Here is a 25,721-nt window from a genome sequence, read left to right on the forward strand (position 1 = left end):
AAAAAAGGCAATAAGTTTTACAGGTGCCCTTTAGGGAGAATAGGAAACCGGGTGTGATTCCCGGACGGACCCGCCACTGTGAAGGGGAGCGTTTACTTAATCCACTCCAGCAATGCTGGGGGAAGGGAGTAAATTGCTATGATCCGAGTCAGGAGACCTGCCTGTAAAATTACTGTGTCAACTGTTAAGCGGTGGACATTGGTGAGATGATGGAAAAATCTACACCCTGAATGGGATGTAGATTTTTTGTTTTAGACCATGGAAATTTCGGTTAAGAAAATGCTTTTAAAGGGGGGAGAAAAACGTGAACGCCAGCATCATTTTTATCTCAGTGTTAGTCCTTTTTTGTGTTTTAGCCATCGGAATATCCGTATTTGGCAAGAGCTTTTTTAAAAAGTTTGATTAGGTTATAAACTCAGTGATCTTTAAATGAAAGGGGAATCCTCGATGGAAATAAGTAAATTAGTGGTAATCTTTGTCTTTTTAATCATATTGCCGTGTTGGGCCTTGTATTTTACCCGCAGCGGGAAAAAAAGTGTTGAAGGTTATGTTTTGGGCGGCCGTTTATTAGGCCCAGTGACATCCGCTTTTACCGCGGCCACCGCAGCGACCAGTGCCGGTCTCTTTGTCGGTGGTGCTGGTATGGCCTATCAGTATGGCTGGGGCGGCGGGACCTGGCAGCTTGGAGCGGCCTTTGGTGTATTTATCAGTTGGTTCGTGGTTGCTCCAAAAATCAGAGAATTATCCCACAAAATAAAAGCCCTTACGACCCCGGAACTGTTTGTTAAACGATACGGTTCAAACTCTTTTTACCCCATCGTTGCCTTTTGGATTGTAGTTTTTACAATTCCTATGCTGGTCGTACAAATGAGGTCAGCCGCCTTAACCATCGAAAGTTACCTGGGCCTTCCGTACTTTTGGGCCTTAATCCTTTTTTGCATAGTGCTGGTCATTTTCTCTTCCCTGGGTGGTCGTTCCGCCATTGCCTATCTGGATACGGTCCAGGGGATGATTATGATCATTGGGGTTACCGTAGCAATTGTGGTGGGTCTCAAAGCCGTCGGCGGGATCTCGGGGGTGGATCATTTATTAGCTCAGCAGAATCCCGGCATGACGACTTTTTTTGGAGAAATGCCCCGTTCCCTGTGGTACAATTTAGCCTTTGTTTATTTGTTTGGTTTGTTTAGCGGTCCCCATATTCTTCCCGCTTTTTACGGGATGAAAGACGGCAAGACCGCCCGGCTCGCTTTCCCCATTGGGGTGGTGATCTCCCTGTACTGGACCTTTGCAGCGGTCTTAATCGGTTTGGTTCCCCGGGCCTTAGGGATCAGCCTAAAAACCTCGGACCAAGCTTTCGCCGTATTTATCACTCAGGTTGCTCCGGAAATCATTGGTCTTATGCTGGTTCTTTGTCTTTTAGCAGCAGTTTTTACCACCTTGGATGCCTTGCTCATGACCGCCGGGTCCAGTATTGTTCACGACATGATCGGCCGGATCAAAGGGCAAAACTTTACGGAAAGTGAAGAGTTGCTGTATTCAAAGATCGCGACCATCGTTATAGGGATCGTGGCTTTAACCTTGAGCCTCATGCAGATGCCCTTGATTACCATCCTGAATGCCTTTAGTTTTGGTGCTTTTGTAATTGTCATTGGCGTACCCTTGATCCTGGCCTTGTTTTGGGATAAAGCGAATCGGGAGGCAGCACTTTTTTGTACTACTGTAGGACCTATTATTTATATTCTCTGGAAGACTTATTTAGTTAAAATAACTGGTCTGGGAGAACTTCCGGGGACCCTTTTAATTGTTTTGGCAGTATCCATCCTTTGGAGTTTGGCCAAACCGGCCAATCAACAAAGCTATTTCCAAGACTATAGGGAAACCTACTTTTCGAAAAATGCGGCCAAATAAGGAGGGGTTAGTTCGTGAGGATACTATATTATCTCAATCAATTCTTTGCCGGAATCGGTGGTGAAGAAAAGGCCGATAGTCCTTTATCTTTCGAGGAAAAGCCACTTGGAACAGCTGCCGGTTTCGGCAGGCTCCTCGGCGAAGGATTTACGGTGCCAATTGTAGCAGTTTGCGGGGATAATTACTTCAATAGTCATAAAGAGGAAGTCTTAGGAAAAATCGTGGCTAAGGCTAAGGAATACCATGTTGATCTGATTATCGCCGGACCCGCCTTTAACGCAGGCCGGTACGGTGTAGCCTGCGGAGCCCTCTGCGAGGCGGCTTCCCGTGAACTCGGAATCCCTGGGATCACAGGTATGTATGTAGAAAATCCAGCGGTGGAAACCTACCGCCGCTGGGCTTACATTTTCCCAACCTCAGAAAAAGTCTCTGGGATGAGGGAGGCTCTTTTTAAAATCACTGAGTTTGTCCATAAGCTTGCAAGCGGCGAAACCCTGGGTTCTGCCCGGGAAGAAGGGTATATCCCTCGGGGAATTCGAAAACTGGTGTATCGCGAGGAGGATGGGGCAAAGCGGCTTGTGGATATGCTGGAAGCAAAGCTGAAGGGCGAACCTTTTCTGACTGAGCTGCCCATACAAATCACAGACAAAGTGGCCCCGGCACCGCCGGTTGCCTCACTTAAAGAGGCGACGATTGCTCTGGTGACGACGGGGGGAATCGTACCCCAGGGTAATCCTGACCGGATTCGTTCCTTTGGAGCCGGGGATTGGAAAGCCTATGAAATTTACGGAAAACAGAGGCTGGAGGGCACAGAGTATGAGACGATTCACGGAGGATATAATCCAGACTTTGTAAATAGGAACCCCAATTATGTGGTGCCCGTTGGCATCATGCGTGAATTGGAAGAGGAAGGCTTGATCGGGGGTTTGCACCAGTGGTTTTATTCCACATCCGGGGTGGGAGCAGCCGTTAATACCTGCCGGAAAGACGGTCAGGAAATGGCGGCGTTACTCCGCCGGGAAAGGGTGGATGGAGTGATTCTCACCTCGACCTGAGGGACTTGTACGCGTTGCGGTGCAACGATCGCCAAAGAGATAGAGAGACAAGGGATACCCACAAGCATTATTACCGCCATGTATACCTTGGCCGCCAATGCCGGGGCCAATCGGGTGGCTGCAGGGACGAAGATTCCTTACCCTTGTGGTAATCCGGAAGTCCCGGCCAACCGTGACCGGGAAATCGGCCGCCAGGTATTATTGGCAGCCCTTGGCTTACTGGAGAAGAGACTGGAGAAACCTCAGGTTGTGATCATGGATTAAGGGGGTTGGATCATGAGATTAGAAATGGGAAGCTTTAAGATTAAACACATTCAATTTTCCAGTAAAACCTGCTTAAACAACGGGGTATTAGAAATCAATCGTGAAGAGCTGGCAGCCGCTCTTTTGGAAGATAAAACCTTTTCTGAAGCGGGGATTGAGATTGTTGTTCCGGGAGAAAAGACCCGCATTGTTCACGTGATCGATGCCGTTGAGCCCCGGTTCAAGGAGGGGGACACCCTTCCGTATGCCGGAGTGGATTCATCCGTTGGGCAATTGGGGAGGGGGACAACCTACCGGATGGAGGGGGTTGCTGTGCTTACATCCTGTCAATTCCCCCTGACCCGACACGGCGGGTTGAATATTGTCAGAGATAGCGTTCTGGATATGGTTGGACCTGCCGGACCGCTGACCCCCTTTAGTTCACTGATTAATGTCGTTTGTTCTCTGAAATTACGGCCGGGAATGGATGAAGATCAGTACGAACAGTCGGTGAGAACTGCCGGTATTCGAGCAGCTCGATATTTAGGACAAGTTCTTAAAGGTCAGGTACCGGACAGCATGACCTCCTATTCTCTGGAGGGAGCTAAGGCAGGTCTCCCCAATGTGGCCTACCTTTATCAGGTTCACTCCGTGGGACTTAACTTAAGCAGTTTCCTCTATAATCTGCGCTTTGATAATTTGCTTCCTGTCATTGTACATCCCAATGAAATTCTGGACGGGGCTGTGGTGGACGGAAATTGGAGCCATCCCAATGTCAAAACACCGACCTGGTTCCATACCAATAACCCGCTCATCCGGGAGTTGTACCAAAGACACGGGAAATCCCTCAATTTTGTGGGTGTGGTGTTTTTCCGGGGCCGTTTTGAGGAAATGGAGGGCAAAAAGCGCTGTGCCCAGCGCGTTGCCGCATCCGCTCAGTTACTTAAGGCTGATGGTGTCGTCGCTTCCTGGGAAGGGGATGGCAATGCTTTTATGGAAACCATGCTCAGCCTGAAGGCCTGTGAAAAGAGAGGAATCAAAACGGCCATAATGACTTTTGAGCATGGTGGGGCCGAAGGTGTTGATGAGCCGTTGTTTTACAGCGAGCCTGAGGTGGATGCGATTATCAGCTTAGGAAGCTGGGACCCTCCTATCACCTTACCCCCTGTGGATCGGGTGGTTGGCGGGGATACTCTAAGGATTCGTCCGGAGCAGGGCGGAATCGATCTGCCGGCTAAGGATGAAATCAAACTGGTGGACCGCTTGGAAGTCTTCACCGCAGCCAATGAATTTGGCTTTTCGAAATTAAGTTGTGAAGAGTTTTGATCTGTTGCCTAAGTTAGCATCAAGAGGACCCTACATGCGTGGACAAAGCCTGCCTGCTTTGTCGGGAACAGCCACAAAAACATTGAGTTTTTGTGGTTTTTCGCTGTAAAGGGGTCATTGTTAATAATTTGTTAAGAAATTTTTAAGGAAGATTTAAGATTAATGCGTTAAAATGTAATTTGGGGAAAAAAATACATATAATTTCGAGGTGTGTTAATGGAACCGGTTATAGAAATAGTCGACTTGTGCAAGGTCTATAAGCTGGGAACAGTCGATGTCGAAGTCCTGAAAAACATCAATGGGCGCATTGACAAGGGTGAGTTTGTTTCCATCATGGGACCCTCAGGTTCGGGAAAAAGTACTCTTCTCTATTTAATAGGCGGCCTGGATAAACCCACTTCCGGGTGCATCAAAGTTAACGGCAAGGATATTTCCGTGATGAAGGATAAAGAGGAAAGCTCCATGCGCAGAAAGGAAATCGGTTTTGTCTTTCAGTTTTACAATCTCATCCCCAATTTGAGTGTGGAAGAAAACGTTTTGCTTCCTATTTTATTGGATGGGAAAAAGCTAAAAAGTTATCAAGATAAGCTGAAGGAAATTCTCGATATCGTAGGTCTCCTGGAACGGAGGAACCATACCCCCAGGGAATTATCTGGCGGTCAGCAGCAGCGGGTTGCCATTGCCAGAGCCTTAATCAATGAGCCGGATATTATTTTAGCCGATGAACCCATCGGAAATCTGGATTCGAAAACGGGAACTGAAGTTATGGAACTTCTGAAGACCATTAACAGGGAAAAAGGGCGGACGATTGTCCAAGTGACCCATTCCAGGGAAGCGGCAGATTATGGGCAAAGAATGATTAACTTAAAGGATGGGAAGGTATGCTAAGGATGAAAAAGAGACTGGTTATTGGACTTATCATCGGGCTAATGATTTTGACTGTGACAGGATGCGGCAAAGAACCCCCGAAGGTTACTGACCAAAGCGCAGCTAAGCCGGAAGCCCAGCAGTTCATAGAAGCTTTTGGGGTAGTTAAGTCTACGGAAGTGAAAAATATTACTATCGATTATCCATCCGAGGTTGCGAAGATCAATGTTGTCGAGGGTCAACGAGTCAAGAAAGGAGATGTTTTGGTTACCTTAGATTCGCGAAGTTATTCTGAGCTAATTAATAATAAAGAACTAGAATTAAAAACTCTGCAGGTTGAACTGTCCAGTTTAAAGCGAGATTATGAGAAAAAAAGCACTAGCTTGGTAAACAACACTGATCCTGAAATCTTGAGATATTTAAATGATAAGCAGCATGCAGAAGATTTATATCAGCAAGCTTTAGAAGATTTAGCCGCCCAACAAGCTTTGTATGAGTCGGGCGCCCTGTCCCTAAATGAACTTAATGAGTTCAAGTCAACTGTCGACGCCAAGAAAAAGGCTGTTGAAGATGCCCATTTCCTTGCGGATAATACCAGGAAAGGAATTCAAGAAAAGCTGGACCAGCTGCAAACCTCTATTGATGAGAAAAGCCTTCAAGTCACCTCTAAACAACTTGATCTCCAAGCAGATCAGGACAAGATGAACAAGAGCTACATAAAGGGCAATGACGTAATTGTCGATGTTCCCAACGGAGTAGTCACTGATATTAACTGCTCTCAGGGAGATATAATCATGGACGACGAAGGAAAAAAACTGTTAAGCGTTCTGAACAGGGACAGCGTAGTAATAGAGGCCGATGTGGCTGAAGAATTCATTAAGGATGTAAGGTTAGGGGCTGAAGTTATCATTAATCCCCAGGCAGATAAAGCAAAGGTTTACAACGGGAAAGTTATTTCCATCGCAGAGAAAGCAGTCCTAAAAAACAATGAAACCATAGTCCCTGTTCGGATATCCATCGAAAATCTGGACAGCTTTCTGCTTCCTGAATTTAATGTTGATGTGCAAATAAAGTTTGAAAGTAAAAAGCAATCCCAGTAAAGAGCAGGCTATAACAAGCGGGGAGTTGCTTTAGGAGTGATAAGAGATTGGGTATCATCACCAAGTTTATAATTAAGAGTATTCTCGAAAAGAAGCTGCGGACCTTTCTGATCGTCTTATCCATCGTTTTATCCTCGGGGGTTTTCTTTGCTTCTTTGGCTATTTCCGGAAGTCTGGAAGAAATGCTTATTAAAGGAATTCAGGATTCTCTGGGTAATGCGGATATTACCATTTCAGCAACGGAAAAATCCCCTTCCCCATCCTTTTACATGGATAAAGCCGAAGCTTATCGGGACCGCACGGAATACATTATCGGCGAGCTGAATGGCAGTGCCCTTTATAAACCCAGCTGGAATGAAGAGGTCAGTGTCAGCCTGACCGGGGCGGCTCTGGAGGATGTTCAAAAAATGACCCCCTTTACCATCCAGGAGCAGAGTAACTTATATCCTTTTGAGGGCAGAAAGATTATTATCAGTAAAACAACGGCGGATAAGTACGATTTAAAAGTTGGCGACAGCTTGGAGCTCAAGTTCGGGCAAGCTGAAGAAATCTCCCGGCAAAAATTTAAGATTTGCGGAGTTGCCTCGCCAACGGGGTTTTTTAAAGGAAGTTCCAAATCTATTTCGGCAATTGTCCCCAGGGAGCTGTTAAGCAATTTAAAAGTTGCCCGGGGAAAGGTGGAAGTTGTCTATATTAAGCTGCTTAAGGCGGAAGACAAAAAGGAAATGATCGAACTGCTGGCCGGGGACTATAAAAATTATGATGTCAGGGAGATGTTTCCTTATGAGGAAATAAAGCAGGAAACATCCGCCATCTCAGCCATCTTTCTGATGCTGTCTTCCATTGTGTTTTTTATGAGTATTTTTATCATTTATTCTTCTTTTAAAGTAATTACCGCGGAAAAGCTGCCCATTATCGGGACCTTCAGAAGTTTAGGCGCCACCAAAAAAATGACCAACCGCTTGTTGTTAGGGGAAAGCCTGCTCTACGGTGTGGTCGGCGGGATTTTGGGCTGTGGTGTCGGCGTAGGAATCCTCTACCTGATGTCCCAGGCTTTAAGCGGTATGATAAACGGCTCGGAGGGAATGGTCTTTAAAACAACCATCCGGTTTTCAAGCCTGAATTTTGTCTTAGCCTTTGCCATGGCTGTTTTCCTTTGTTTTGTCAGCTCCATAATCCCCATTATCAAGGTATCTAGGATACCCATTAAGGAGATTGTTTTGAATTCTGTGCAAAGCCACAAGGAACGAAGGAGGTTATGGCTGATCCTGGGGATTGTCTTTATGATCGTGGCTTTTCTCTCTTCCTTGATTGATTCCGATGAGTTAAGGCCGATTGTGGGCAGTTTGGGGATGCTCCTTTCCCTGACGGCGGTGGTGATGCTAGCCCCTTATCTCGTTTCCATCTTTCTCAAAGTCTTCGCAGCCCTGTACGCTTACGTTTTCGGAAACATAGGGATTCTCGCTGCTAAAAACCTGCGGGAAAATCAAAATATCATTAATAACATCTCCATGCTGGCTATCGGCATAGCCTGCCTGCTTTTAATCAACACCGCCAGCTACGATAATGTGGTAAGCATAACGGATCAATTCCGGAATACCTTGTACGATATTGAAATGTATACGGCTAAAGGGGACCGCAATCTTGAGAACAGGCTCCTCAGTATTGAGGGCGTGAAGGAAGTCTATGGGGATTATGAGACCTATAGTGTCGAGGTTGAGGGTACAAACGAGAGGATATCCCGTCTCAAAGGGGTGGACAATGGCAAGATCCTGGACTTCTGGAATATCTATATGGATGGCGATATCCAGGCTGAGCTCGGCCGCCTGGATGAAGGACGGAATATTTTATTGACCAATACTTTAAAGGAAAGGCTGAAGGTCAAGGAAGGGGATTTAATTAAGCTTAAGCTGAACCAGCGTGAAAAGGAGTATAAGGTAATTGGCTTTTTTGAGGATTTTGCTACCAGCAACTATGTAGGGTTGGTTTCCCAGCGATTTTTAAAAGCGGATATGCAGTTGGAATATTACTCCGGTCTCTATATTAAGACATCTCAAAATCCGGAAGATGTTCTTAAGAAAATTGAAAAGGAATTTATCAGAATCAGGCCTTACCTGCAGACTAAAAATGCGCTGCAGGAGGAATACATGGCCTCTAACCAGCAGGTTACTCTGCTGATGTCCGGTTTTTCCGTTCTCTCTATTGTGATTGGGGTTTTTGGAGTCCTGAATAATCTCCTGATCAGTTTTCTCGTGCGCAAGCGCTCCCTGGCCGTCTTAAAATCCATGGGCATGAGCAAAGTACAAACAGTTAAGATGATCTTCATTGAAGCTCTGACTGGGGGAGCCATCGGAGGCTTGCTGGGGGTTATCGCCGGAACCTTAATGATCATTATCCTGGTGGGTACCAGCCATTCCCGGGAGATTCATTTCCCCTTTGACTCCTATGTACTCTATGTTATGGCCGGCGTGGGCTTAATGGTTATTGCTTCCATTGTTCCGGCTCTGAAATCTTCGAGGCTGGATATTGTGTCTTCCATTAAGCTGGAGTGATCCTAAGTCAGCTTGCAGCTTTCCTGGCAGATGTTCATGGAACTGCCTTTGCAGCGAAAATACTTTCTCTTTTCTTACTGTCATTACTGCTGCAATGTTTGGTTCGAAACACTATGGAGAAATTTATGGCTATGTAAATCTCTCTGTTTATTTAGGTACTGCTCTGTCTGTTCCCGCTGTGGCAATGATATTTGATAAAACTGGTTCTTATCAGGTGGCATGGTTTCTTTGTATCGCATTAATTATGATTTCTCTTGTTGCCTTGCTCTACAGTGATATAAAGTGCCATTCATTAAAAGATAATCGAGAGAATCAACAATCTGCAAGAAACACTAGTATAGCCTAAAGTAATAATATTTAGAAACTTCCACTTACAGAGGGCCGTGTAAACAAGGTAAAACCGTCTATACCGAGTTTAGACGGTTTCCCGCATTAAAATCTTCAAGACTTAGTATTGTATCTTCTATAAAGCTTGAGTGATCTTGTCAATTGGCGAATTCAAAGAAGAAAACAAAGAAAAGCTGTCTCTAACGAGGTAGCTTTTCTTTGTTTTCTTATGATATAATCATTGGGTTATAAAATGCAATTACCTAAAAGCTATAAGATAGTAATCTTATAACTCGTTATCAGAAAGGGTATGAGGGGGAGGAGCAGATGGCTTCATTTACAGATTTTAAATGTCCTCTAGGCTCAGACAGCAGCGGTTTTACAGAAGAAGTAGTAGAAAAGGTTGGCTTGCCGTTTCCCGAAGCTTATACCTATGCAGAAGGAATTGCCAGGATTGCCAGTACGGTACGGGAAGTGGAAGGAAGTGCCCTTTGTATGGTTCCGTTCTGCCATACCGTTGAAGCGGAAAGCTATGGCGGCAACATCAAGCTGGGAACAGCAAAAATAGGGCCGCGCTGTGAAGCCCCGGTCTTTCAAGATGAAAATGATTTATTGACCTTGCCGGATATGGATTTTGAGAAGGGACGCCTAAAAGCAAGTCTGGAGGCTGTCAAAATTCTTAAATCCGCCGGAGAAGCTGTTGGCATCCAGATTTGCGGACCGCTCACCACTTTAAATAATTTAATTGATATCGGCAAGCTCTTTAAGATCTGGAGAAAAAAACCGGAAGTGGTTGAAACGATCATAGAGAAGATGCGCCTGCAGGTGCTTCGCTATATGGAAAAGTCCCTGGAAGCCGGAGTGGATTTCATTGCCTTTGAAGATCCGGTGGGAGGGCTGAATATCCTGGGACCGAAATTTTTTGAGCGGCAGGGGCAGCAGTTTTCCAAACCCTTTGCGGAAGAAGCGCTCAAGTTAATTAATAAACGGCTGGTTTTGCATCTTTGTCCCAAAACCGCCCTGCAGTTAGTGGAGCTGGGAATGGCTGAATGGGAGAACTATCCTTTGCCGGAACCGATGTCTTACGCACAAGCTTGTTTAGAGCTGCGGGGAAGCGTTGATTTAGTAGGAAGTGCCTGTATCCATAACCGCAATCGCATCTTAAAGGATGCCCAGATGAAGACCTTAAAGCTGGTGATTTAATCTCTGCTTTAAATCCAAAGTAAAGTAAATTAGGAGGAATTCTTAGATGCATGAACAAGATCAAATGACACCCAATGAACGCCTGCAGGCCTTCATGAAAGGGGAAAAAATGGACCGTCTTCTGGCCATCCCTGTTTTGGTTTCCATCTCCCACCGAGTATCGGGGATAACTCACCGGGAAAAACGTGATTCGGCGGAAAAACAGGCTCAATCCCAGATTGATTGTTATAAACGCTACGGCAATGACATGATGATCATCGAATACGGTCTGCATGGTATCGGTACGGCCTTAGGGACAGAAGTCAATGACCCAGAAGACAGCTTGCCGGCGGTTGTACATCATGTACTGGAAGATTTGAATGACATTGATAAACTGGATTTCTCGAAAACAAAGAAAGAAAACGATCCTTGGCTGGCTAAAACCCTAAAAGCCTGCGAAATCTGCCAGGAACGGATGGGCCATGAAGTTCCCACAGGAGTGCTGATTGCCGGTCCCTTTACTGCAGTATCAAGTATTTATCCTACGGAACTGCTTTTAAGGGCCACCCGAAAAAGACCGGAGGACATCCACCGTCTGATGCGTCTGTGCACAGATGCCCTGAAAGATATTTATAAGGAATATATTGAGCGTGGCGTGGTTATTCTCATGTGTGACCCCATTGCCTCGGGCACTCTCCTGCGCAAAAGCCAATATGTGGATTTCGTCAAACCCTATGCCACAGAATTAATGGAGTATATTCATAATCTCGGCGGGATGTGCTGCTATCATATTTGCGGCAATACCACAAATATTGTGGAGGAAATGGTGGATACAGGACCGGATATGCTCAGTATTGATAACCTGGTGGATTTGGAATATGTGAAGGAAAAAGTGGGACAGCGCCTGCCCATCCTGGGCAATGTGCCCCCTGTGGATGTGCTTATGCTGGGCTCCAAAGAGGATGTTTTCCAAGCCGTTAAGACCTGTATCCGCAAAGGCAAGGACAGCCCCATGGGTTATATCGTCGCTTCCGGCTGTGATGTTACCCAAAATGTTCCCGTTGAAAATATTGACTATATGATGGCAGCGGTCCGCAAATATGGCCGCTATCCCTTGGATGAAGCTTTGTTAAATGAATAGGCAGCTGACGGCTTGCGGGATTATTTTTAGAAGGTGAGGATGTAAACTAACATGGCAAAGTCAAAAGAAGAATTATTAAAGGAATTATCCGATTGTGTCTTTGAAATGGAAGATGATAATGCAGCAGGTATTGCTGAAGAGTATATTGATGCCGGCTACGAAGCTCTTGACGGGGTTCTGAAAGGACTTGTCGATGGCATGAACCGGGCGGGTCAGATGTATGAAGAAGAAGAGTATTTTGTCACCGACCTTTTGGTCTGCTCCGATGCTATGTATAACGGCTTGGCTGTTTTAAGACCCCATCTGCCCCAGGAAAAGGATTCAGGCGCTGTCAACTGCAAATGCGTTATCGGCGTTGTGGAAGGGGATACCCACGACATTGGCAAAAACCTGGTGCGAATTATGCTGGAGACGGCAGGGTTTGAAATGTATGATTTGGGCAGAGATGTACCCCTGAAAAGTTTCGTGGAAAAAGCCAAGGAAGTGGATGCCCAGCTGATTTGCCTCTCCACCCTGATGACCACAACCATGCCCGGTATGAAAGAAGTGGTTGATATGCTGAAAGAAGAAGGTCTTAGAGATAAAGTGAAAGTGATGATTGGCGGCGGACCTATTTCCCAGGCTTATTGTGATCAGGTCAATGCCGATGGTTATGCGGTTAACGCTACTGCGGCAGTGACGGTAGCCAAAGAATTATTCGGCATGGCCTAAGCACTGAGGTTGAAAGGAAGTAGCAATGGATGCAAAAGAAAGGCTCTTAAAAGCTCTCAAAGGAGATAAAACGGATCGCCTGCCTTGTATTTGCCCGGGGGGCATGATGAATATGGTGGTTACGGAGCTGATGGAAAAAGCAGATATCTGCTGGCCCGAGGCCCATACCGATGCTGTTAAAATGGCGGATTTAGCTAAAGCGGTGTATGATCACGGCTGTTTTGAAAACTATGGAGTTCCCTTTTGTATGACGATCGAGGCAGAGCAGATGGGTGCTGTTGTGGATTTAGGGTCTAGCATCTATGAGCCCCATGTCACAGGGTATGCCATGGATGATATTGCCCAATGGCAGGAATTACCCCCCTTTGACCCTTACAGCCAGCGGGCAGTGATCGTGCTGGATGCTATTAAACGTCTGAAAAAGCTGGATGACGGTGTGCCGATTATCGGCAATCTTTCCGGCCCTATCAGCGTAGCGGCATCTCTCCTTGAACCGGTTGATTTCTATAAGGCTTTACGGCGGCGCAAAACAGAGGCTCATGGCTTGATGGAATTTGTCACGGATGCCCTGATCCGCTTCGGCAAGGCTCAGATTGAAGCCGGCGCAGATGTGATTGCCATCTCTGACCCCAGCGGTACGGGAGAAATTCTGGGTCCCCGTTCCTTTGACGAATTTGTGGTACCTTATGTCAATAAGCTCATCGCTGGTCTTCGTGAGACACATCCGGAGATCCCTGTCATCGTGCACATCTGCGGAAAAATGCATAAGGTTTATGATCAGCTCATTAAACTCCGCGCCGATGCTCACAGTTTTGATTCTATTGTTAGTATTAAAGAGGCAAAAACCATGCTGCCTGGGAAGGTTATTGTCGGCAATGTCAGCACTTATGCCCTGGAGTTTGCCGATGAAGACAGAATTCGGGTCATGACCCAAAAGGTGATGGCAGACGGCTCAGATATCATTGCCCCTGCCTGTGGTTTGGGCACGAAGTCCTCACTTAAGAATATTCAGGCCATGCTGCAAACCGTTCAGGAAACCGGTTATAAAGCCTAAGTCCTTAAAGCTTTGCACTGGAACGAGGTTTGAGAATGTATATAATTTCTTTACCAAGACAAAGGATCAAATTCCCCTATGATGCTGAGGCTAAAGAAAGCCTTTTAAATATCTTGGTTGCCCGGCAGGTTTTTATTGAAAGCCCCTGCGGAGGACGAAAAAGCTGTGGCAAATGTAAAATCAAACATTTAGGGGGGGAGCTCTCCCCTCTGTCCGTTGACGAAGAACAATCCCTTACTCAAAAGGAAATTGAGGAGGGGATTCGCCTGGCCTGTCATGTCTGTCCGGCCGGGGATTTAGAGATTGACGTTATCGACCAGGAGGAAAATCACCCGGTTTTGACCGGGGGATATGTCCCAGAATATAAACGCCATCCGGCCATCTGGAAAAAGGTTATCGAAATCTCTAAGCCCACCCTGGCAGACCAAACCCCCTATGAAGAGCTGTTTAAAAAGGCCCTGGATCTGGAGCGGCTACCCTGGGAAGTGCTGCGCCGGATCACCATGGGCAATGGTACTTATACGGCGGTATATAATCAGGATCAGCTGATTGGCCTGGAAAAAGGGGACACCTTTGAGAGTTTGTACGGTGTGGCGGTGGATATCGGGACGACGACGGTGGTGGCTTCCCTGATCGATTTAAGAACAGGGGAAGAAGTGGACAGCGAAGCAGCCATCAATGCCCAGAAAAACTTTGGTCAGGATGTGCTCACCCGCATCACTTATGTCCTGGAGCATGAGGAGCAAGGCCGGGAACAGCTGCAGTCAGCCATTGTTGGCTCCTTAAACGATATGATCCGGACCATGTGCGTGAGGCGGCAGATCGACCCCGCCCACATTTATGAAGTAGCCATTGCCGCTAACTGTACCATGATGCATATGGTTCTGGGAGTTGATCCCCTGCCTATCGGCAAATCACCTTATGCTCCGATTTTTGTGGCGGAAAAGGAAATCCCGGCCCGGGATATTGGGTTAACCGCTCTTTCAGCCTTTGCCAGGGTCTACTGTCTGCCGGCAGTTTCATCCTACATCGGAGCGGATATTGTAGCCGGCGCCTATGTAGCCAGGCTTCATGAGCGAAAGGACAAGGTTCTCTTTATCGATATCGGCACCAATGGTGAGATGGTTTTAGCAAACAGGGGAGAGCTGGTGTCTTGCTCCTGTGCCGCGGGACCTGCTCTCGAAGGGATGAATATCAGCTGCGGGATGCGGGCTGCCGATGGTGCCATTGAGGACATCCATTTTCACCCGGAAACGGGCTTCGCTTTGGAGGTTATCGGCCAGAAACGCCCTCTGGGTTTATGCGGCAGCGGTATCCTGGCGGTTATCCGGGAATTATTAAAACATGATTTTATCAATGCCCGGGGAAATCTGGTTAAGCCTGAACAGCTGGAAGCCGGAGATCCCAGGCTGCCCTATATTGAACTGGACGGCAAGAAACGGATGATTCGCATTAGTGAGGAGCCCGGCAAGCTCTTGATAACCCAAGGGGACATCCGTCAGGTTCAATTGGCTAAAAGCGCTATTTTATCGGGGTTTGTAGCCTTGGTTAATGCTTCAGGTCTAAGCTTTGCCGATTTGGATGAGGTGATCGTTGCCGGTCAGTTCGGTGCTCACTTGCCCGTGGACAGTTTGGTGGGAACGGATATTCTGCCCAGTGCTGTTCAGGAAAAAGTCTCTTATATCGGCAATTCCTCCAAAACAGGGGCTTATCTGGCCCTGATGTCCCTGGAAGCCCGGCAGGAGATGTCGGCACTGGCCAGGTCCCTGGATTATATGGAATTAAGCATGACCGACGGCTATGAGCGGATCTTTGTGGATTGTTCTCAGTTTAAAGTCAAATAGACCAGGCTATACTAAGCAGGATTTCAGCAATCACTGAAATCTTGCTTTTTTATTGTCGGAGAAAAACTATAAGGCGGGATGCTAAGTGTCCATTTATGATTATTCCTTTCAGGCTATTGAGGGAAATGAGGTTGCCATGTCCGAGTATAAAGGAAAAGTACTGCTCCTCGTCAACACTGCCAGCAAATGCGGTTTTACTCCCCAGTACGAGGGCTTGGAGAAGCTGTATAAAAGCTATAAAGACCGGGGACTTGAGGTTATTGGCTTTCCCTGCAATCAGTTTGCCGAACAGGAGCCGGGGACCAACAGTGAGGTGCAGGAGTTCTGTAAAGTAAGATACGGAGTTACTTTTCCCCTGTCGGCAAAAGTGGATGTGAGAGGTGAAAATGCCGAGCCGATGTTTAAATTCCTGGCTGAAAATACGGAGTTTAAGGGTTTTGGCAAAGGTGTAAAAAACAAGGCCCTGGAACTCATGCTCAAACAGAAATACGGAAAAGGGTTCTCCGATTCGTCGATTAAATGGAATTTTACTAAGTTTCTTATCGATAGGAGGGGTAACATCGCCGGCCGTTTTGAACCCACGGTAACCCCGGAGAGCATGACAGCTGTTATTGAGGAGTGCTTATAAAGAACATTTAGGAATCCAAACAAAATCAAAAATAATAAAAAAGCAGCCAAGCGGCTGCTTTTAGTATGGAACCCGGAAGTTTATTGTTATAACTGAAGGATTTGGTAATTATTTGTAGAAAACTTTCCGTAGGAACCCTTTGTTATCAAATTAAGGGGAGATTTGGGGGGAAAGAATACTATGTTTTAGGAAATACATCGGGATATACCAAGAGAGGGCCATCTTAATTCTTAAATTCTTCCATGAGACATTATAAAAATATGATTCCCTTAGGGTAGTTTTTGCTGAGGTGTTGTATAATTAAGGGGGATGTATAATGAGAAAGTTTATAGATTTAAGTATTTCTATTGAAAATAACGTGCCGTCAGATCCACAGGAAATGATACCAAAAATCCAATATATGAACCATGATACGGGTGCGCAACAAATGGCTGCATTTTTTCCCGGTATTGATACAGCGAATGATTTACCTGGTGGAAAAGGTTGGGCTATTGAACTATTGACTTTATCATCGCATACAGGGACACATCTTGATGCACCTTGGCATTATCATCCAAAAATGAGTAAAGGGCAAAGAGCATTGACGATTGATGAAATTCCTCTTGAATGGTGTATGGGTAATGGAGTTAAATTGGATTTTACTAAATTTCCCAACGGGTACCTTGTCACGGCCGATGATATGAAAGAAGCTTTTGAGAATATTGGCTATGAGTTAAAATCTGGCGACATTGTCCTTGTAAACACTGGAGCAGATAAATATTGGGGTAAACCGGAATATCTGATAAAAGGATGTGGTATGGGTAAGGAAGCAACGCTTTGGCTTTGCGAACAAGGTGTTCGGGTTGTTGGAACGGATGCCTGGAGTTGGGATCGTCCATTGCCTTTGATTGCAAAAGATTTTGTACAAAGTAAAGATCCTTCAATTATTTGGGAAGGTCATTTTGCTGGGATTGAATGTGGGTATTGCCATATTGAAAAGCTTACCAATCTTGAAAAATTGCCTTCGTATGGTTTTACGTTCTGTTGTTTCCCGATAAAAATAAAGGATGCAAGTGGTGGCTGGATAAGAGCCGTCGCAATAATAGACGAGTAGATCCTAATCACTTGGCATCTTCCAAACAGTTTTATCTAAATCAAGGAGGTGTGAAGGTTGATAGACCTGATTCAGAATTCAAACAATAATAACACTAAATCTAATTGTTGAGGAGAGACTTCCAGTGCTGTTCAGCACACAGAATCCCTAACTGAAAACTGTCAAATCTGTGGAGGGCAATTGGATTACTTCAGTTCGGGAAGAGAATTTACCTGTTTTAATTGCGGCAAGACAGAGATTGGAAACATTTACTGCCTAAAGGGGCATTACATATGTGATGAATGTCACGGGAAAGATCTTTTCGATAGAGTAAAAGAATACGTTTTGGCCAGTGAATCACCAAACCCCTTCGAAATTGCCGAGCATCTAATGAACCAGGAAAATGTTCCCATGCTCGGTTGTGAAAATGCCTGGATAGCAGCTGGAGCTCTGATGGCAGCGCTTAAGAATGAAGGCACTTCTAAGATTACGGAGGAACAGATTGTTGAAGCACTAAACCGGACAAAGAGACAAGCCATTGGAGGATATTGTGGATTAACAGGAGTATGCGGGATCGCACCTGCTATTGGAGCCTGTTTTAGTGTCATAATTGGGGCAGCATGTTCAAAAGACCAAGAAACTGTTGTGGTAATGAGAGTGGTAGCCAGAATTGTTGATACGATTGCCAACGAAACAGGACCATGTTGTTGCAAGAGTTTTGTAAGAACTGCACTAAGTGAGGCTATTAGATCAGTTAAAAGATATCTTAATGTATCCTTACCTTTGCCTAATGAAGTAATTATTTGTTCTCACAGTGCACGTCATCCCCATGGTTGTAGGGAATCTAAATGTCTCTATTTTAATAAATGAACCTTGATTAATTTTTATTTAAGCTCTCGTGAGTAAATATTTAAGAAAGCGCCCATCGGGCGCTTTCTGGGTCATGTATGGTACCTTATTCCAAATAGAATTCACTTCCATGTCCACTAAATCTTTTTCCGAACAGGTATCCATATTTCGCTTTTAAAAGTGGGATAAGAGAACTCAAAATTCTCCATCCACAATATTTCCGGGCCCTCCGCTTCGTCCAGTGCGTCATTAAGATTCTTGATTGAATTCATTTGGCTGACCTCCCTTGCCAATAGAATAGCAGAAAAACAATTTATCTATCCGATAATTTCTGCCCAGTTTTGCAGGATGATAATTAATTTCCCTCTGCACAAAATTAAATATCAAATTTTGAATATTTTGTTTAGAATCTTAAGGCAAATAAGGTTATAATAATATAGTTAATATTAAAAGTTACACAAAAGGAGTTGTTGAGGTGAAAATTAATGAACATTAAATACGAAATAACTAATGTAAAAAATAGTTTGGGCGATTAAAAAAACATCATGCAGAGGCTCTTAATTAATTGCATGTTGTTTAATAGGGTTCGAAAGAGGGGTACTTGTGCGCTTATTCAAACATCAGATTCTAATCTTGCTGTTGTGTGCGTTTGTTATACTAGCAGGCAGCAGCTGCGTGATTCTTGGCTTGAATATCGAAGGCCGTCACGTAGCTGCTGCTAACACCAAGATACAAACCGATCTGACTACTTGCGGGGAAATTATTGATTTAAAATATCCGGGACCATGGTCAGTGCGCGACGGGGAGTTATATAAAGGAGCTGTCCGGATCAGCCTCAATAATGAAATAACAGATTATTTGTCCCGCCTTACGGGGGACAGTGTGACTATATTCTTGGGAGAGAGCCGGGCGGCCACCACTGAACGCGGTTTAGATGGAGTACGCTTGATTAGTACCAAGGTTTCTGCTCATGTCGCCCAGACTGTACTGCAAAACGGGCAGACCTATCTCGGAGAAGAGGATCAAGGGGGTCAGTTGAACCAGGCCGGATATGTTCCTTTACGCGCAGAAAGCGGCGAGGTCATTGGCATGTTTAATATAGGGATTGCTCAGGGGGATGGGCAGATTGTTTGGACAGGATCTTGGACTACACTGATTAAAGTTGGCTTAGCCCTAATCATTGCATTCGCTTTTTTCACTTGGATTTACTTGCAAAAGCTCCGCAGAGGGCTTTTAGATAGTATCTTGCCAGGCCCTCAGCAGTCAGCAGCCGGATCTTTATCTGAGAGTAGCAATGATTCTTCTGTCGAGGAAATCGGGGAGTTAAAGAAGGCATTTGACAGCATGGCGGAACAAATCCAGGGGTTAACGGAAGAAATTAACCGGGCAAACTCCAGCCAGAGGGAGAAAGATCAGGCTGATAATAAATCGCTTTCCATTTTACAGTTAATGAAGGACAGCGCGGCCATTGACCATACGGCCGCGAAGGGATCAGAGCCGGAAGTCAGTTTAGATAGCCCTTGGTATAGTGAGGGGGAAGGGCTGCCAAAGGGTTTATCTAAAATTACCCTTAATCATATTGTTCAATTTCTGGAAGCAACCCGTCGTCCCCTTTCCGCAGAGGAAGTGGCGGAAGGTGTTAAGCTGACCAGAGTTACAGTACGCCACTATCTGGAATTTTTAGAACAGCGCGGGGTACTGAAATCAGAACTGAAATACGGTACCGGTGGCCGGCCTGTTAAATTATTTATCTTGTTATAGGTGATGGGTATTTTTGTAAATTCGAAGACCCTCACTTTTTTAGTGGGGTCTTTTAGTATGCCTTCACTTAGATAGATCATGAATGATGGAATTCATTCAAACTTTCGATATTGCTTTCTTTACTTACAAAAGCTTTTTCTTACCTCCATAAACGAGACAAGCCGGTGAGAAGAAAGATAAACTAATCACATGATTTTAAAAAAAACAAATAGTCAGACAGATCAGAGTTGGCCAAACATTAGAAAAAGGAGGCTGAAGGTAAATTACATTGTTTCTTAATGAATAAAGGAGGATTTGCTATGTGTGACAGTGCTTCGCCTAATCCATTTGCGCAAAAGCTGGATGACTATATCGACAGCTTGCCCAATAAAAAAGAGAACTTGATTGGAATTTTACATTACGCTCAAGAAATATACGGTTATCTGCCCGATAATGTTCAGTGGCATATTGCCCAGAAACTTGATATACCGTCTGCTACGGTCTATGGCGTTGTGAGCTTTTACTCCTTTTTCACCATGGTTCCCAGAGGAGAACACGTTGTTAACGTATGCACAGGTACGGCCTGTTTTGTTCGAGGAGCAGAAAAGCTGAAAAGTGAGTTGGAAAATCAGCTGAAAATTAAGGCTGGAGAAACCACTCCCGATAATCTCTTTACTATAGAAACTCTGCGCTGCGTGGGAGCCTGCGGTCTTGCCCCAGTTATGATGGTTGACGGTAAAGTTCATGGACGCATGACTGAGGCCCAGGAGATTAATGAAGTCCTTGCAAAATACCGCCCGGAAAGCTAATCGCGAAGCACGAAGTGCGATGCACGATACATGATATTCGATCCTGAACTTCGAGCTTCGAGCTTCAAACTTCGAAACCTCGAACCTCGCAAATAGTGTTACCGAAGGAAGGGAAAGGTCATATGAAACTCAAAAATACAGATGACTTAAATGCCTTAAAGGCACAAAGCCTCAAACTTATTGCAACAAGACGCCTTACTGACACTGATTCAGATCAAAACACCCCAGGCCTGGTAAGGCATGTTATGGTTTGTGGGGGACCCGGCTGTCATTCATCTGGCAGTCCAGGAATCGCCGAACGCCTGGAAGAGGAACTCAGCCGGCGAGGATTATCCGAACAAATTAAAGTTTTTCAGCCGGGCTGTTTTGGTTTTTGTGAAAAAGGACCGATGATGGAGATTCACCCGGATAATATAACTTACTGTGAGGTTTCTGCTGATGATGTAACGACGATTGTGGAAGAACACTTCCTTGCAGGAAAAGTGGTAGAGCATCTTCTTTATATGGACCCCAACACCAAAGAGCGCTTTCCTGCTAATATCCCCTTCTACAACGGCCAACTTCGCATTGCTTTACGCAACGTCGGCTATATTGCTCCTGAAAACATTCTCGAATATATCGGTGCCGACGGTTATCAGGCCTTAGCAAAAGTTCTTTTTGAAATGACGCCTCTGGACGTTATCGACGTCCTTAAAGACAGCGGACTCCGCGGCCGTGGGGGAGCAGGCTTTCCCACGGGTGCCAAATGGGAGTTCACACGCAGGAGCCAAGCCGATCAGCGCTATATCATTTGTAATGCTGACGAAGGGGATCCGGGCGCCTTCATGGACCGCTCTGTTCTGGAGGGTGACCCCCACAGCGTTATTGAGGCCATGATCATTGCCGGTGCTGCCATTGGAGCCTCTGAGGGCTTTATCTATGTCCGGGCAGAATACCCTGCCGCGATTCGCCGGCTGCAAATCGCCATTGCACAAGCCCGGGAGTACGGACTGTTGGGCCAAGGTATTTTAGGGAGCGATTTCAGCTTTGACATTGAGCTTAAATACGGAGCGGGAGCCTTTGTCTGCGGTGAAGAGACGGCTTTGATCCATTCTATTGAAGGGGCCCGGGGAGAGCCCACCGTCAAACCACCTTTTCCTGCTCAAAAAGGGCTGTGGGGAAAACCAACCTGTGTCAACAATGTAGAAACCCTGGCAAATATCCCTGCTATTATTTTAAAGGGAGCTCAGTGGTTTGCTTCCATCGGCACAGAAAAAAGCAAAGGTACAAAAGTCTTTGCTTTAGCCGGCAAAGTCAACAATGTTGGGCTGGTGGAAGTTCCCATGGGGACAACCCTCCGGCAAATCATCTTTGACATCGGCGGGGGAATTAAGCTCAAGAAAACCTTTAAAGCAGCTCAAACGGGAGGACCCTCCGGCGGATGTATTCCAACCAAGTACTTAGATTTGCCCATTGATTATGAGTCTTTAACGGCCATCGGTTCCATGATGGGCTCCGGAGGCCTCATTGTCCTGGATGAAGACGACTGTATGGTCAATATCGCCAAATATTTTCTGGAATTTACTATGGATGAATCCTGTGGCCGCTGCACGGCCTGCCGGGTAGGGACCAAACGTCTTTATGAAATTCTGACCAGGATCACGGAAGGCCAAGGGACGTTAGAGGATTTGGAGAACCTGGAGAAACTTTGCCATATCATCAAGGACACAGCCCTTTGCGGCCTTGGGCAGAGTGCTCCCAATCCCATCCTGTCCACTTTAAGGTATTTCCGGGATGAATATATAGCACATATTGTCGATAAAACCTGTCCGGCGGGTGTTTGTCAGAGCCTGCTGAAATACGAAATCACAGATAAGTGCGTAGGTTGTACCCTTTGCGTCAAGAAGTGTCCCATGTCTTGTATTTCTGGTACCCCCAAAAAGCGCCACGTTATTGACCAGGAACGCTGCCTGAAATGTGGAGCATGCATGGAACAATGCCGCGTCGCCGGTGCCATCATTCGCCGTTAAAGTACCCCTGAAGGAGGACTCAATATGGATATACAGCTAACTATCAACGACATTCCTGTTAAAGTACCGGAGGGAACGACTATCTTAGACGCGGCCCGAACCGTAAACATCGACATTCCCACCTTATGCCACCTGAAACTTCACGAAATGCATTATAATAATAACATAGCTTCCTGCAGGGTTTGCGTAGTCGAAGTTGAAGGCCGGCGCAATCTGGCCTCATCCTGTTCAACTCCGGTAACCCAGGGTATGGTTGTTAAAACAGATTCTCTCAGGGCCATCCAGGCCAGACGGGCCATGGTCGAACTTCTGCTTTCCGACCATCCTAAATCGTGTTTAACCTGTGCTAAGAACATTAACTGTGATCTCAGAGCTCTCGCAGCAGAACTGGGAGTAAGAGCTATTAGTTATGCAGGGGAAGAATCGGAGTTCGAAATTGACCACTCCAGTTCTTCTATCGTCAGAGATCCCAACAAATGCATTCGCTGCCGGCGCTGTGAAACCATGTGCAGCCAAGTACAGACGGTGGGGGTTTACTCAGCCGTAGGGCGTGGTTTCGAAACTGTTATTAAAACAGCCTTTAATTTGCCCCTGAGCCAAACGGCCTGTACCTTCTGCGGGCAGTGCCTGGCAGTCTGTCCGACTGGGGCTTTAACTGAGTTGGATCAGGTTGATAAAGTTTGGAAAGCCCTCAACGATCCCGACAAATTTGTGGTTGTCCAAACAGCACCGGCTGTACGGGTTGCTTTGGGAGAGGAATTCGGCTTGGAACCAGGGACGATTGTCACCGGCAAAATGGTGGCTGCTCTGCGGCGTCTAGGCTTTGACCGCGTCTTTGATACGGATTTTGCCGCGGACCTGACGATTATGGAGGAAGCAACGGAGCTGGTCCATCGCATTCAGCATGGCGGACGCCTGCCGCTGCTGACAAGCTGCTGCCCGGCCTGGGTTAAATTCTTTGAGCACCAGTTTCCCGATCTCTTAGACATCCCTTCAACCTGTAAATCCCCCCATCAAATGTTAGGGGTCTTGACGAAATCTTACTATGCTAAAACCCTGGGTATTGATCCCAAGTCCATTACCGTTGTTTCTGTAATGCCCTGTGTGGCTAAAAAATACGAAGCAGATCGTCCGGAACTTTCACAGGGTACCGATACTGCCGATGTGGATATCGTCATCACGACCAGGGAACTGGCCCGGATGGTGCGGGAAGCCAGCATTCATTTTGACCATCTTAAGGACCAGGAGTTCGATCATCCCTTAGGCGAATCAACCGGGGCCGCCGTAATTTTCGGGGCAACAGGCGGAGTTCTTGAAGCAGCTCTGAGGACAGCCTATGAGGTTCTGACTGGTGATACTCTGGAAAAAGTCGAGTTTGAAGCTTTGCGGGGAATGGAAGGGATTAAGGAAGCGGTTATTCCCATCGGTGGACGGGATTATCGGATTGCTGTCATTCATGGTTTGGGCAATGCCCGCACAGTACTGGAGAAAATCCAAGCCGGGGAGAGCAATTATGACGTGATTGAGATCATGGCTTGCCCTGGCGGGTGTATCGGAGGCGGCGGTCAGCCCTATCATCACGGCAATATGGAGATTCTTAAAGCCCGGGCCGGAGCCATCTACCGTGAAGATCGCGGCAAGCCTCTGCGCAAGTCCCACGAAAATCTGGCCATCATAGGTCTGTATAAAGACTTTTTAGGCGAACCCTTTGGGAAGAGAGCCCATCAATTGCTGCATACCAGCTATACGGCACGGAAGAAAATCTAGTTGTTTTCCATAAAGCTCGAAAAAACCTCCTGTCTTTTGATAGCACTGTTATCGTGAATATCAGAAGACAGGAGGTTTTGTTATGGTTAGAGATTTGGCCCAAGAATAACCTTGGCAAGGCATTGCCAAGAAATACGGTCTGAAAATTACGCCGGCAGAAGGGAACTGACGGGATTGCCGCGAATGTATATAATTATGAAGGATATTTCAGATCATAGAGGCTTAGCTTCAGGAAAGGATAGTAGGATGTTGAAGAAATATATTATGTTAAGACCTGAAGAAGAGGCTGCAGCGGAAGCGGAATCAACCGTCAAAGAGATGTTTTGTTTTGGAGAAAATTCCAGTAATTACCGCTTTCCGGATGTGGAGGTCAATGACGAAAATCAAAACAAATTGCAGAAACTGGTTAATGAATACAGCGCCCTGATTGGGCAGGAAGAGAACAAGGACCTGGATCTGAAGGCATTTTTTGCAGGAAAACAAATCAAGATTGAGCATGTGGATGAATTTGAGGAACCGCGGGATGTATTCATCCTTCTGGTTTATTTCAAAGAGGTCTGTAAGCTAAAAGATTTTGAGCCTGTAGCCGTTATTGAAGCATCTGCTTAGTCCACTAAATCTTTTTTCGAACAGGTATCCATATTTCGCTTTTAAATGTGGGAGAAGAAATCTCAAAGTTCTCCATCCACAATATTTCCGGTCCTTCCGATTGCTCGTAATTGGAGGAAGGGAACCATTCTGAATAGATGCGCCCCCAAGTACTTTGAAGTGTAGCAGGGAATGGCCCGACGGATTCAAATACTGCCCATGTTGAAGCAGGAACTTCAAGCTTGGTAAAAGTATCAAGGCAGTCATTGGTTGTAGCAACGCCAATATAATGATCAAGTTCTCCTTTTTCCTCCATACGTCCTTCTGAAAAGTTGGCAGATGCTTGAATCAGCCCCAAAGGCTTGACGTTAGAGAGATTTTTAAGTTGAATGATCTTTTCTTCCGTAAGGCTCTTCCACATAGAGGTAATCTCAGGATTAGTTCCGTTAAAAATTATGGGAACCCTTTTTTGAATGCCGACAATCCGAAAAGCTTCTTTTTCTTCAATTCTATAGTTCATAGGGTTTTCTCCTTTAACTGATATTTGAAAGGTCATCCGGGGATAGGCTTTGAGTAATTGACCATTATTCCTGGCTTCTGCCGGAGTTATTCCATGCATAGTTTGGAAAGCCCTGGCAAAAGAATCAGGTGAACTATAGCCATATTTCAAGGCTATATCAATGACTCTTAATTTGGTATTATTTAGTTCAAATGCTGCAAGAGTCAGACGCCTTCTTCGAATGTACTCCGAGAGCGTCACGCCGGATAGAAAAGAAAACATTCTCATAAAATGATATTCTGAGCAGAAGGCCAGCCGGGCAATTTCCTTGTAGTCAATATCATTGGTAAGGTTTTCTTCAATATAGTCCAGTGCGTTATTAAGATTCTTGATTGAATTCATTTGGATGACCTCCCTTGCCAATAGAATAGCAGAAAAACAATTTATCTA

General features: G+C 45.8%; 21 protein-coding genes, 1 pseudogene and 1 riboswitch. Of the genes and pseudogenes, 20 read left to right on the forward strand and 2 right to left on the reverse strand.

What is annotated here, in order from left to right; all coding sequences use genetic code 11:
* The first annotated feature begins 4 nt into the window (after positions 1 to 4).
* A riboswitch (cobalamin riboswitch) is annotated at positions 5 to 179 on the forward strand.
* Positions 180 to 447: 268 nt separating this feature from the next.
* The 15 genes from DESOR_RS07560 to DESOR_RS07630 all read left to right on the forward strand — a co-directional run bounded on the left by DESOR_RS07560 (position 448) and on the right by DESOR_RS07630 (position 17,880).
* Complete coding sequence (locus tag DESOR_RS07560; RefSeq protein WP_014184019.1) at positions 448 to 1,908, forward strand: sodium:solute symporter family protein; 1,461 nt, start codon at positions 448 to 450, stop codon at positions 1,906 to 1,908.
* 14 nt (positions 1,909 to 1,922) lie between these two features.
* A complete protein-coding gene (locus DESOR_RS07565) occupies positions 1,923 to 3,227 on the forward strand; it encodes a glycine/betaine/sarcosine/D-proline family reductase selenoprotein B (protein WP_014184020.1) in 1,305 nt (434 codons plus the stop codon).
* 12 nt (positions 3,228 to 3,239) lie between these two features.
* Positions 3,240 to 4,532, forward strand: a complete 1,293-nt coding sequence (locus DESOR_RS07575; RefSeq protein WP_014184021.1) for a glycine/sarcosine/betaine reductase component B subunit — start codon at positions 3,240 to 3,242, stop codon at positions 4,530 to 4,532.
* Positions 4,533 to 4,748: 216 nt separating this feature from the next.
* The gene (locus tag DESOR_RS07580; protein WP_014184022.1) at positions 4,749 to 5,420 is read left to right on the forward strand and encodes an ABC transporter ATP-binding protein; all 672 of its coding nucleotides are present in this window, start codon (positions 4,749 to 4,751) and stop codon (positions 5,418 to 5,420) included.
* Between the two features lie 2 nt (positions 5,421 to 5,422).
* A complete protein-coding gene (locus tag DESOR_RS07585; protein WP_042330934.1) occupies positions 5,423 to 6,499 on the forward strand; it encodes an HlyD family secretion protein in 1,077 nt (358 codons plus the stop codon).
* Positions 6,500 to 6,546: 47 nt separating this feature from the next.
* Positions 6,547 to 9,051 carry an FtsX-like permease family protein gene (locus tag DESOR_RS07590; protein WP_014184024.1) on the forward strand — a complete coding sequence of 835 codons (2,505 nt, stop codon included), beginning with the start codon at positions 6,547 to 6,549 and terminating at the stop codon, positions 9,049 to 9,051.
* Positions 9,052 to 9,145: 94 nt separating this feature from the next.
* The gene (locus DESOR_RS28700; RefSeq protein WP_148265238.1) at positions 9,146 to 9,397 is read left to right on the forward strand and encodes an MFS transporter; all 252 of its coding nucleotides are present in this window, start codon (positions 9,146 to 9,148) and stop codon (positions 9,395 to 9,397) included.
* 308 nt (positions 9,398 to 9,705) lie between these two features.
* The gene (locus DESOR_RS07595; RefSeq protein ID WP_014184025.1) at positions 9,706 to 10,581 is read left to right on the forward strand and encodes a uroporphyrinogen decarboxylase family protein; all 876 of its coding nucleotides are present in this window, start codon (positions 9,706 to 9,708) and stop codon (positions 10,579 to 10,581) included.
* Between the two features lie 46 nt (positions 10,582 to 10,627).
* A complete protein-coding gene (locus tag DESOR_RS07600) occupies positions 10,628 to 11,701 on the forward strand; it encodes a uroporphyrinogen decarboxylase family protein (RefSeq protein WP_014184026.1) in 1,074 nt (357 codons plus the stop codon).
* A gap of 51 nt (positions 11,702 to 11,752) precedes the next feature.
* On the forward strand, positions 11,753 to 12,412 hold the full coding sequence (locus DESOR_RS07605) for a corrinoid protein (protein ID WP_014184027.1): 660 nt from the start codon (positions 11,753 to 11,755) through the stop codon (positions 12,410 to 12,412).
* Positions 12,413 to 12,437: 25 nt separating this feature from the next.
* Positions 12,438 to 13,466 (forward strand): methylcobamide--CoM methyltransferase, encoded by a 1,029-nt coding sequence (locus DESOR_RS07610; RefSeq protein ID WP_014184028.1) that lies wholly within the window; start codon positions 12,438 to 12,440, stop codon positions 13,464 to 13,466.
* Between the two features lie 35 nt (positions 13,467 to 13,501).
* On the forward strand, positions 13,502 to 15,310 hold the full coding sequence (locus DESOR_RS07615; protein WP_014184029.1) for an ASKHA domain-containing protein: 1,809 nt from the start codon (positions 13,502 to 13,504) through the stop codon (positions 15,308 to 15,310).
* Between the two features lie 85 nt (positions 15,311 to 15,395).
* Entirely contained in the window at positions 15,396 to 15,938 is a 543-nt protein-coding gene (locus DESOR_RS07620) for a glutathione peroxidase (protein ID WP_014184030.1), read from the forward strand.
* Positions 15,939 to 16,254: 316 nt separating this feature from the next.
* Positions 16,255 to 17,031 carry a cyclase family protein gene (locus DESOR_RS07625; RefSeq protein WP_014184031.1) on the forward strand — a complete coding sequence of 259 codons (777 nt, stop codon included), beginning with the start codon at positions 16,255 to 16,257 and terminating at the stop codon, positions 17,029 to 17,031.
* Between the two features lie 60 nt (positions 17,032 to 17,091).
* Positions 17,092 to 17,880 (forward strand): DUF5714 domain-containing protein, encoded by a 789-nt coding sequence (locus DESOR_RS07630; protein WP_427854239.1) that lies wholly within the window; start codon positions 17,092 to 17,094, stop codon positions 17,878 to 17,880.
* 116 nt (positions 17,881 to 17,996) lie between these two features.
* On the opposite strand, the pseudogene DESOR_RS27820 reads toward DESOR_RS07630, so the two are convergent.
* Positions 17,997 to 18,098 (reverse strand): annotated as a pseudogene (locus tag DESOR_RS27820) (AraC family transcriptional regulator); the annotation flags it as partial.
* 364 nt (positions 18,099 to 18,462) lie between these two features.
* Between DESOR_RS27820 and DESOR_RS07635 the strand changes: the two are divergent.
* The 5 genes from DESOR_RS07635 to DESOR_RS07655 all read left to right on the forward strand — a co-directional run bounded on the left by DESOR_RS07635 (position 18,463) and on the right by DESOR_RS07655 (position 24,793).
* Positions 18,463 to 19,620 (forward strand): cache domain-containing protein, encoded by a 1,158-nt coding sequence (locus tag DESOR_RS07635; protein ID WP_014184033.1) that lies wholly within the window; start codon positions 18,463 to 18,465, stop codon positions 19,618 to 19,620.
* Between the two features lie 299 nt (positions 19,621 to 19,919).
* The gene (locus DESOR_RS07640; protein ID WP_014184034.1) at positions 19,920 to 20,408 is read left to right on the forward strand and encodes an NADH-quinone oxidoreductase subunit NuoE family protein; all 489 of its coding nucleotides are present in this window, start codon (positions 19,920 to 19,922) and stop codon (positions 20,406 to 20,408) included.
* A gap of 122 nt (positions 20,409 to 20,530) precedes the next feature.
* The gene (locus tag DESOR_RS07645; RefSeq protein WP_014184035.1) at positions 20,531 to 22,417 is read left to right on the forward strand and encodes an NADH-quinone oxidoreductase subunit NuoF; all 1,887 of its coding nucleotides are present in this window, start codon (positions 20,531 to 20,533) and stop codon (positions 22,415 to 22,417) included.
* A gap of 24 nt (positions 22,418 to 22,441) precedes the next feature.
* Positions 22,442 to 24,184 carry an NADH-dependent [FeFe] hydrogenase, group A6 gene (locus DESOR_RS07650; protein ID WP_014184036.1) on the forward strand — a complete coding sequence of 581 codons (1,743 nt, stop codon included), beginning with the start codon at positions 22,442 to 22,444 and terminating at the stop codon, positions 24,182 to 24,184.
* A 246-nt stretch (positions 24,185 to 24,430) separates the two neighbouring features.
* Complete coding sequence (locus DESOR_RS07655) at positions 24,431 to 24,793, forward strand: hypothetical protein (RefSeq protein ID WP_042332030.1); 363 nt, start codon at positions 24,431 to 24,433, stop codon at positions 24,791 to 24,793.
* A 4-nt stretch (positions 24,794 to 24,797) separates the two neighbouring features.
* Here the strand turns inward: DESOR_RS07655 and DESOR_RS07660 are convergent, their stop codons facing one another.
* Positions 24,798 to 25,673: an AraC family transcriptional regulator gene (locus DESOR_RS07660; RefSeq protein WP_014184038.1), complete on the reverse strand. Its 876-nt coding sequence runs from the start codon at positions 25,671 to 25,673 to the stop codon at positions 24,798 to 24,800.
* Positions 25,674 to 25,721 lie beyond the last annotated feature (48 nt).

This window comes from Desulfosporosinus orientis DSM 765 (assembly GCF_000235605.1).
Lineage (GTDB): Bacteria > Bacillota > Desulfitobacteriia > Desulfitobacteriales > Desulfitobacteriaceae > Desulfosporosinus > Desulfosporosinus orientis.